The sequence below is a fragment of the Dyadobacter sp. HNCC25DJ183 genome, assembly GCF_056895175.1.
Window position 1 is genome coordinate 496,910 of record NZ_JBXHAP010000006.1, and the last position, 8,362, is coordinate 505,271.

The 8,362-nt window shown below is 45.6% G+C and carries 9 protein-coding genes; 4 read left to right on the forward strand and 5 right to left on the reverse strand.

The window, feature by feature from the left end; genetic code table 11:
• Positions 1 to 1,122: a nucleotidyltransferase domain-containing protein gene (locus tag AC1XTG_RS17790; RefSeq protein WP_056281444.1), complete on the forward strand. Its 1,122-nt coding sequence runs from the start codon at positions 1 to 3 to the stop codon at positions 1,120 to 1,122.
• On the opposite strand, the gene AC1XTG_RS17795 is transcribed toward AC1XTG_RS17790, so the two are convergent.
• The 3 genes from AC1XTG_RS17795 to rsfS all read right to left on the reverse strand — a co-directional run bounded on the left by AC1XTG_RS17795 (position 1,119) and on the right by rsfS (position 4,664).
• Positions 1,119 to 2,066 carry an aldose 1-epimerase gene (locus tag AC1XTG_RS17795; protein ID WP_056281446.1) on the reverse strand — a complete coding sequence of 316 codons (948 nt, stop codon included), beginning with the start codon at positions 2,064 to 2,066 and terminating at the stop codon, positions 1,119 to 1,121. The genes AC1XTG_RS17790 and AC1XTG_RS17795 overlap by 4 nt on opposite strands.
• Before the next feature lie 85 nt (positions 2,067 to 2,151).
• The gene (gene ftsH, locus AC1XTG_RS17800) at positions 2,152 to 4,209 is read right to left on the reverse strand and encodes an ATP-dependent zinc metalloprotease FtsH (protein ID WP_056281448.1); all 2,058 of its coding nucleotides are present in this window, start codon (positions 4,207 to 4,209) and stop codon (positions 2,152 to 2,154) included.
• A gap of 71 nt (positions 4,210 to 4,280) precedes the next feature.
• A complete protein-coding gene (gene rsfS, locus AC1XTG_RS17805; protein WP_031525662.1) occupies positions 4,281 to 4,664 on the reverse strand; it encodes a ribosome silencing factor in 384 nt (127 codons plus the stop codon).
• A 43-nt stretch (positions 4,665 to 4,707) separates the two neighbouring features.
• Between rsfS and AC1XTG_RS17810 the strand changes: the two genes are divergently transcribed.
• Positions 4,708 to 5,475, forward strand: a complete 768-nt coding sequence (locus AC1XTG_RS17810) for a biotin--[acetyl-CoA-carboxylase] ligase (RefSeq protein WP_484842873.1) — start codon at positions 4,708 to 4,710, stop codon at positions 5,473 to 5,475.
• Here AC1XTG_RS17810 and AC1XTG_RS17815 read toward each other — a convergent pair.
• The gene (locus AC1XTG_RS17815; RefSeq protein ID WP_056281453.1) at positions 5,465 to 5,806 is read right to left on the reverse strand and encodes a transmembrane 220 family protein; all 342 of its coding nucleotides are present in this window, start codon (positions 5,804 to 5,806) and stop codon (positions 5,465 to 5,467) included. The genes AC1XTG_RS17810 and AC1XTG_RS17815 overlap by 11 nt on opposite strands.
• 77 nt (positions 5,807 to 5,883) lie before the next feature.
• Positions 5,884 to 6,585 (reverse strand): tetratricopeptide repeat protein, encoded by a 702-nt coding sequence (locus tag AC1XTG_RS17820; protein ID WP_056281455.1) that lies wholly within the window; start codon positions 6,583 to 6,585, stop codon positions 5,884 to 5,886.
• 283 nt (positions 6,586 to 6,868) lie between these two features.
• Here AC1XTG_RS17820 and fsa point away from each other — a divergent pair, with 283 nt between their 5' ends.
• Together fsa and AC1XTG_RS17830 are read left to right on the forward strand one after the other, a co-directional pair.
• Positions 6,869 to 7,525 carry a fructose-6-phosphate aldolase gene (gene fsa, locus AC1XTG_RS17825; protein ID WP_056281459.1) on the forward strand — a complete coding sequence of 219 codons (657 nt, stop codon included), beginning with the start codon at positions 6,869 to 6,871 and terminating at the stop codon, positions 7,523 to 7,525.
• A gap of 20 nt (positions 7,526 to 7,545) precedes the next feature.
• A complete protein-coding gene (locus tag AC1XTG_RS17830; protein ID WP_056281461.1) occupies positions 7,546 to 8,223 on the forward strand; it encodes a cell division ATP-binding protein FtsE in 678 nt (225 codons plus the stop codon).
• The last annotated feature ends 139 nt before the right edge of the window (positions 8,224 to 8,362 follow it).

The following is an 8,362-nucleotide window of genomic DNA, read 5'->3' on the forward strand; positions in this document are numbered from 1 at the left end:
ATGAAAATCTCCCCTGAGCTGAACCTACTGATCAAAGCGTCGCTGGACAACGCAAGCGAGTTGCCTTTCCAGGTTGAGGCCCGTTCCATTGACTGGCAAAAGCTTGGCCGGCAAGCTAAATGGAATCAGGTCCGCCCTCTTGCCTTTGACTTTCTCTCCCAAAATCCGGACAACCTGGCCGCTGACGATGTACTTGCGCAGCTAAGAGATTTCAGTGTTGGACAAGCTGTTACCAATATGGCATTTTCCAGCATTTCCGTTCATTTGAATCAGCAGTTGGCGCAGCAAGGTGTTCGGGCATTCCTGATGAAAGGTGCATTGTGGGCCTGGCTGCTGTATGAAAAGCCTGGGCTCCGAGAATTTGGGGATATTGATTTTTTTGTCGCAAAAGAGCAGCTTCAAGGTGGTTTGAATGTTTTTGAACAGAATGGATTTGAACCCGATTCGTACCGTAAGTACCTGTTGAGAAGCGATAAAGCTGCCAGCGCCTACCTGAATACAGACTATCAGCTCCCATTAACGCCGGTGCGGGAACACGCATTAAGGTCACTGGAAATTCAATGGAATTGCAGCTACCCGCGCTACCAGTTTAATTTCAGCTGGAAGGAGCTGTGCAGCGAAATGGTGGGGCATCAAATTATGGGTAAGACGGTCAATGTGCCTGTTCTGGAAAATCAGCTGATTATGATGCTGGTACACCATGTAGGAATTGAGCAATGGGATAAGCTGAAATACATGGCCGACTTTGTGCGGCTGTTAAAACAGTACTCAGCGACACTCGACTGGGCTTATATCTCCCGGATTGCGCGTCACAAAGGTTTTTTCAACCTGCTGCTGGAATCACTTGGAGCCGCACAAATGCTCACGGGGATACAGTATGTGCGGCTCGTAGATCCAACCGGCAATGCGGAGTACCCTTCGGCCGGGTTTATGCAAGATATTGTCAGCCACTGGGAAGACGAAAGGGACACTTTAAAGACCAAGACGTTCCGCATTCTAGCTTACAATCTGAAATACAGGGACAATTGGAAAGTAAAGTTGAGAATCCTGTCGGGACATCTCGGTTACCTTGTTCACTGGCGACTGATCTGGCACAAATGGATCTGGCATAAAAACCGTTAAGTCAATCGTACTACAATCTCCCCGCTGAATACACCGCCTCCTGGCAGAATATACAATCCGTCTCCCGTATTAAAGGAATCAACATTGGCGGTAAGTGCCTCAATGGCGATACAATCCCTTTCAGGCGGTGTGTAAACTACCAAATGATTGAATTTGCCTTCTCCTGTTTCCTGCGTAACAGACAGTGTGACGTCCTGATTTTCGGATATAAGCTCAGTAGTTGCCAATTGTCCTTCTGACTTTACAACAAAACAATTATCGAAGACTTTGCGGTGTAAAAGCGCTGGCTTGTCAATGTGAAAATGCGCCACTCCGGTAGGAATCTGGTTACTGTCAAATGTGACGATCTGATCAGACGGAATGATAATCTTCCAGGCTTCCACATCTTCGTTCCCCAGCCTGAAATAGGGGTGCCACCCAAACATAGCCGGACAAGGTTCCGATCCTTCATTCAAAGCTTCAAAGGAAACAACAAAACGCCCATCCAAATGGAGGATATACCTGATGGAAAAGAGCACCCGAAAAGGGTAACCTTCAGGCGCATCTATCAGATACGATAGTTTAATGGATGCATGATCAGCATGCGCCAGTTGTTCTTCCAGATGGAAATGCTGCTTTCTTACCAGCCCGTGAATTGCATTCAGACCATTCTTTTCATTTTTCGCAAGCTGATAATCTTTTCCCAAGAACCTGTATTTACCCTCGGGAATGCGGCTGGCAAACGGGAACAGAAGCTCACTTGCACTTTCCGTATCATGTTTCAGCGTTTCCGGTGTTGGAGGTGTTTTCAGGACAGAAAATAACGTAAGACCTTTCCGGAGCGATAATTGCCGGACAATTCCGCCTAGCTCGGGTACCACTACGAAGCGGTTGCCTGTTGTACTTTCCTGCACTACATATTCTGTAAGATCACCAAATTGCTGCTTGAATATCTCAAAGGCCATATTTTCTCTTGGTTCAATGGGTTTATAAAACAATAGCCGGGCTTTCGAGTGCCCGGCTTCTATTTTATGGTATTTATTTCAGATTCTATTCGTTTGAAGCATCTTTTTCAGCTTCTGCCATCTCTTCTTCCTTCTTTTCCTGTTCAAGAGTATGTTTTACAACTTCCTCATGAATGGCAGCTTCCTCGTTTGAACGACGGTTAATGTACGCCTGATAGCTCGTTTCTTTTTCGTAAGGACGTTTGCCGATCAGCTTTTCAAGGTCGCTTTGGAACAGGATCTCTTTTTCAAGAAGTTCTTTGGCCAGCACTTCCAGCGCCTCACGTTTTTCGATCAAAAGGTTTTTAACAAATTGGTAAGCCTGGTCAACCAGCTTTCTTACTTCTTCGTCAATTGCCTGTGAAGTTGATTCTGAATATGGTTTGGTGAATGAATAGTCCGACTGTTTCGAATCGTAGAAAGAAATGTTACCAATCCTTTCGTTCATTCCGTACATCGTAACCATGCTGTAAGCTACTTTGGTAACTCTTTCAAGGTCACTTAATGCACCTGTTGATATCTTGCTAAATACTACATCCTCAGCCGCTCTTCCACCCAATGTCATACACATTTCGTCAAAAAGCTGCTCTGTACGATACAGATACTGCTCACGAGGGAGATACTGTGCATAACCCAACGCGGCAACGCCACGGGGAACGATAGATACTTTCACCAATGGATCAGCGTGTTCCAGGAACCAGCCGGCTACTGCGTGACCAGCTTCGTGGTATGCTACGATCTGCTTCTCTTCGGGCGAGATCAGTTTGTTCTTTTTCTCCAAACCACCAATAACACGGTCCATTGCATCCTGGAAGTCCTGCATGGTTACCTCTTCCCGGTTACGCCGCGCCGCGATCAATGCAGCTTCGTTACAAACGTTGGCAATTTCAGCACCCGCAAAGCCGGGAGTTTGTGAGGATAACTTCTGAATGTTGACGTCAGTTGCCAGTTTCAAAGGTTTCAAATGCACTTTGAAGATTGCTTCACGGCCAATTACGTCTGGCTTGTCAACTGAGATCTGACGGTCAAAACGGCCCGGGCGAAGCAGGGCAGGATCCAATACATCCGGACGGTTGGTAGCAGCAACGATAATGATACCTGAATCGGTCGCGAAACCGTCCATTTCTACCAATAAAGAGTTCAATGTATTTTCACGCTCGTCGTTTGAACCTGGCATAGCGCCACGTCCACGAGAACGTCCAACTGCGTCAATCTCATCTATAAATATGATACAAGGCGCTTTCTCTTTTGCCTGCTTGAAAAGGTCACGCACACGGGCAGCACCCACACCTACGAACATCTCAACAAAGTCGGAACCTGACAGCGAAAAGAATGGAACACCTGCTTCACCCGCAACAGCTTTTGCAAGCAAAGTTTTACCTGTTCCCGGAGGGCCAACAAGCAATGCACCTTTTGGGATTTTCGCACCCAGTTTCTTGAATTTGTCTGGGCTTTGAAGGTATTCTACAATTTCTTTGATCTCTTCTTTCGCTTCATCAAGGCCAGCCACATCATTAAATGTAATCTTCACCTTGTTTTCAGCGTCGAAAAGCGTTGCACGGGAGCGGCCTATATTGAAGATCTGACCACCAGGACCTACTCCTCCTGACATTCTGCCGAGGATGAAGTACATCACCAGTATCATTACGATAAAGAAGCCCCAGGTTCCGAGGAAGCTGGTCCAGTCATTTCTTGTATCAACTACAAAAGGGACTTTGTCATCGTCAGGCACTTTCTCCTGCATTTTGTCAAAATCCTTCTTAAACGTTTCTGCTGATGTTACCTGAAACTGGTAATGCGATGCGCTTTCGCCACCGAAGTAGTTATTTTCCTTCGCAACAACCTTGTATTTATCTTGCTTTAACGCCTCTGGTTTAAGAGTTACTTCTACCGACTTATCGTTCACGATAGTTACCCTTTCCACTTCCCTGTCGGCCATCATCTTTTCAAAACGCTTCTGAGTAGTTTCGCGGATTGTTGAGGTACGATTCAGGTAAGTAATTCCCAGTATAGTGGCAATAAGAGCGGCTATAATCCAGCCTTGATATCCCTTTTGAGGACTTTTAGGACTGAGGGGCCCCCTTTTGTTATCGTTTTCGGACATTCTTTGTTTCTAATTAAGAGGAAATTTAATAAACAACGTTCCCGGTAGGATGAATGTTCACCACCGGCATTTTATACCATGGAATCTTCCAGGTATGTCACCTCTGCATCTCCCCATAGTTCTTCCAGATCGTAGTGCTTACGGCGTTCCTTGTTGAAAATGTGAGCGACAACGTCTACATAGTCAATCAAAATCCATTCCCCGTTTGCTTTTCCTTCTTTCTGCCAGGGCTCTGTTTTAGAGATTTTATACACCTCTTCTTCAACCGAGTTTGCCAGAGCATCGATCTGCGTATCGGAGTTACCGGAACAAATCACGAAAAAATCAGTTATTGAATTTTTTACTTTGCGGAGGTCGAGTATTGCTATGTCCTGGCCCTTCTTTTCTGTCATTCCTTTTACTACCAGCTCGGAGAGATCTTTTGAAGATAGTTCTTTATTTTTGCGTTCTTTCATGCGTAATGGATTCCTTTCTAAACCCTAAAGTAAAGCAAAAAAATTGTACAACTCGATACAGGATACCTTAATAATTGGTAAAAAAGTTATCTATCTGCCAAGTTGTCATTCAACAAACGACATAGCGGCGGAAATAGTACATGCTGGCTTGTTCACGGAGGGTACCGTTGTCATAACCGGCCATCAGCTGTCAGGAAGGGGACAGCGGGGGACAAGCTGGTTCGCAAATCCTGGGCAAAACCTGACATTTTCAATTGTACTGACACCCGCATTTCTGCCCATCCAGAATCAATTTCTTATCAGTCAGACCGTTGCTCTAGGTATCAAAGCATATCTGGAAAAGTATATTTCAGGAGTTCAGATAAAATGGCCGAATGACATTCTTGTGGGCGGAAAGAAAATCTGCGGAATACTGATCGAAAATGCAATCCAGGGCAGCAAACTGAATACCTCCATTGTCGGTATTGGGTTGAACATCAATCAGATGAATTTTGAGAATGATCTCGCAACCTCACTGTTTATCGAGACAGGGGGCGAGCTTTCACTGGGGGACGAATTTGCAGCGTTAATGCGTTGCCTTGATGCCGCCTATCTTCAATTGAGAGGCGGCAATCGGTTTACAGAAATTCGCAGGGCGTATATGGGCAGTCTGTATGGGTATGCACAGGAGGTGAAGTTCTCCTACAAAGACCGCGTTTATACAGGTACCGTAACAGGGGTCGATGAGTTGGGACAGCTGTCTGTCAGGCTGTCAAACGGAGAAGAGCTTACAGATCTGGGTATAAAGGAGATCAGCTGGATCAGGAGTTAGGCTGTCCCCATTTGCCAATCACAAACATCACGATCGCACTGATTGCAAGTCCCAGCGACTCTCTCGCCAATTCAATGTTCAGGCTCCTCATCTGCGTTTCGCCAAAGAAAATTCCTTCGAATTCTGACGGCCATTGAAACACAGCACCTATCAGGTAGGCTGCTCCCAGCATATAAAAAACCCAGCTTGGCCAAAGGTCGCGGATACTCATAAAACAAGCGAGCGCTGCAAAACTGTAAATCCCGATCCATACACCGGAGTCAGGATCATTCAGTTGGAAGTAGGCGAAAATGACGAAGATGATGCCGAAGAATATTTTAAACAATCGCATTGTTCTTTCAATAAAAAGTGAGTCGGTATATTTAGATAAAGTACTTTCACAGGCTCAATTTACCCGTTTTCCCCGATTTATTGACAAAACTGCGCCAGCGCATTGACCGCGTCGGAATAGCCCAGTTTTTCAGCTTGTTTGAGACTGGTGCAGCCAAGGTCTTTCTCTCCGTCATTCCATTGCGAAAGGCCAAGTCCATAGAATGCTTTTCCGTATTGCCCGTCCAGTTTTACTGTCTGCCGGAACGCTAGAGTCGCTTTTTTGTAATCTTTCAAGCGGTAGTAAGTATTGCCGAGATTATACCAGGCTTGCTTATTGTTTTCATTAAGCCGGGTAGCTTTTTCAAAGTCCGGGATAGCTTCTGTGGGTTTGTCCATTAGAACCAGCAACTGACCGCGGTTGAGAAAAACGTCGGCAGTGTCGGGCGCAAGTGTGGCGGCTTTATTGTAGTCTGCAAAAGCGGAGTCGAGGCGGTTTTCACCGGAGTAGAGCAGAGCGCGGTTGAAATACGCGCGGTAGTTGTCAGGTTCCAGTTTAATCGCCTGAGCAAAGTCCAGCAAAGCATTTTCATTCTCCTTCAATTCATAGTAAGCGACAGCGCGGAGGTTGAAGGCCTCTGCACTCGTTGTATTTTTTTCAATTGCTGTATTAATGAATTCAATGGCTTCACGTGGTTTTCCCTCATTCATCAAATCCTTGCCTTTTTTCAGAAAAGCGTCGGAAGATTGGGAGCAGGCATTAAGGAGTACTAAAAAAAATAAAAAAAATAAGCGGGGCATACTGATTCATTTCTAGGTGATTCGCACAAAAGTAGCGCGAAACGGCAAATGAATGTTTTCTTTTTGTTAATAAAATGTCTTTATCTTTGCACCCGGCAAATCGGAACTACCAGCTCCTTCCGAATCCCCCAGGTCCTGACGGAAGCAAGGGTAGGTGGTTGATGCGGTGAGATTCTCGGTTTGCCTTTTTTTATTCCCCTCCCTGCGATCCCCCCTTCTTTCTTTTTGCATTTGACCAGGGTTTTCTACTTTTGTGGAATATTCTAACCAATAAATTTCCGATATGAAGTTTTTCATTGACACTGCTAACCTGCAAGAGATTCAGGAGGCACAGGCGCTTGGCGTTTTAGATGGAGTTACCACCAATCCATCCCTGATGGCGAAAGAAGGAATTACAGGTAAGGACAATATTATGCGTCACTACAAAGCAATTTGTGACATTGTTGATGGAGACGTAAGTGCCGAAGTAATATCAGTTGATTTGGAAGGAATGATCCGCGAAGGTGAAGAGCTGGTGGAGATTGATGATAAAATTGTGGTGAAAATCCCGATGATCAAAGAAGGTGTGAAGGCATTAAAATATTTCTCAGGCAAAGGAATCCGTACCAACTGTACACTGATCTTCTCTGCTGGACAGGCACTGCTGGCTGCAAAAGCAGGAGCAACTTATGTATCTCCTTTCATTGGCCGTCTGGATGATATTTCAACAGACGGAATTGGGCTGATCGAGCAAATTCTTACTATTTACAGAAATTATGGATTTGATACCCAGGTACTGGCTGCATCAGTTCGTCACCCGATGCACATTATCCAATGCGCAGAAGTAGGCGCCGATGTAATGACCGGCCCGCTTAGCGCAATGGAGGCACTTTTGAAGCATCCATTGACCGACATCGGTCTTGAAAAATTCCTGGCCGACTACAACAAGGGTAACTCCTAAAAAATCGTTTTTGCATTATTATGACTGAGTCTTCGGAGCCGATAATTGTACTCGACCAGGCGGATATTTTCCAGGGTGACCGGCCGGTACTGAATGACGTGCATTTTGAGATTAAAAAGGGAGAATTTGTCTATCTGATCGGTCGGACCGGCAGCGGCAAAAGTTCACTTTTGAAAACCCTCTATGCGGATTTGTGGCTCCATACCGGGTCTGCCAAAGTGGCTGGTTATGAGCTTCACAACATCAAGAGAGCAGATATACCTTTCCTGCGTCGCCGGATCGGCATTGTGTTCCAGGACTTTCAGCTCTTATCCGATCGCTCTGTGGAGGATAATCTTTCATTTGTACTCCGCGCAACCGGCTGGGACAACCAGACGAAAATTTCGAAACGAATAGCCGAAGTGCTCATGCAAGTTGGATTAGGTACTGCTCAGAAAAGAATGCCGCACCAGCTTTCAGGCGGAGAGCAGCAACGCATTGTAATTGCACGTGCGATGCTCAACGAGCCGGCAATCCTGATCGCCGATGAGCCTACTGGTAACCTTGACCCGGAAGTTGGTGATCAGATCATGAATGTGTTCAGAACAATCAATAATGCAGGTACTGCCATTTTAATGGCTACTCACAATCACGATTTTATAAAAAGATTCCCTGCGCGTGTTTTGAAATGCGAAAATGGGAGCGTGACAATCAGCTAAGTCACACCAGACTAAGAACAAAAAGGGGGCAGAGTTTTAAACTCTGCCCCCTTTTTGTTTGCTATGTCTCGTCCTGAAATATCGATACAGAAAAAACGCATCGATATGGAAACAGAAGAAAGTTATGTTCGGCGAACGC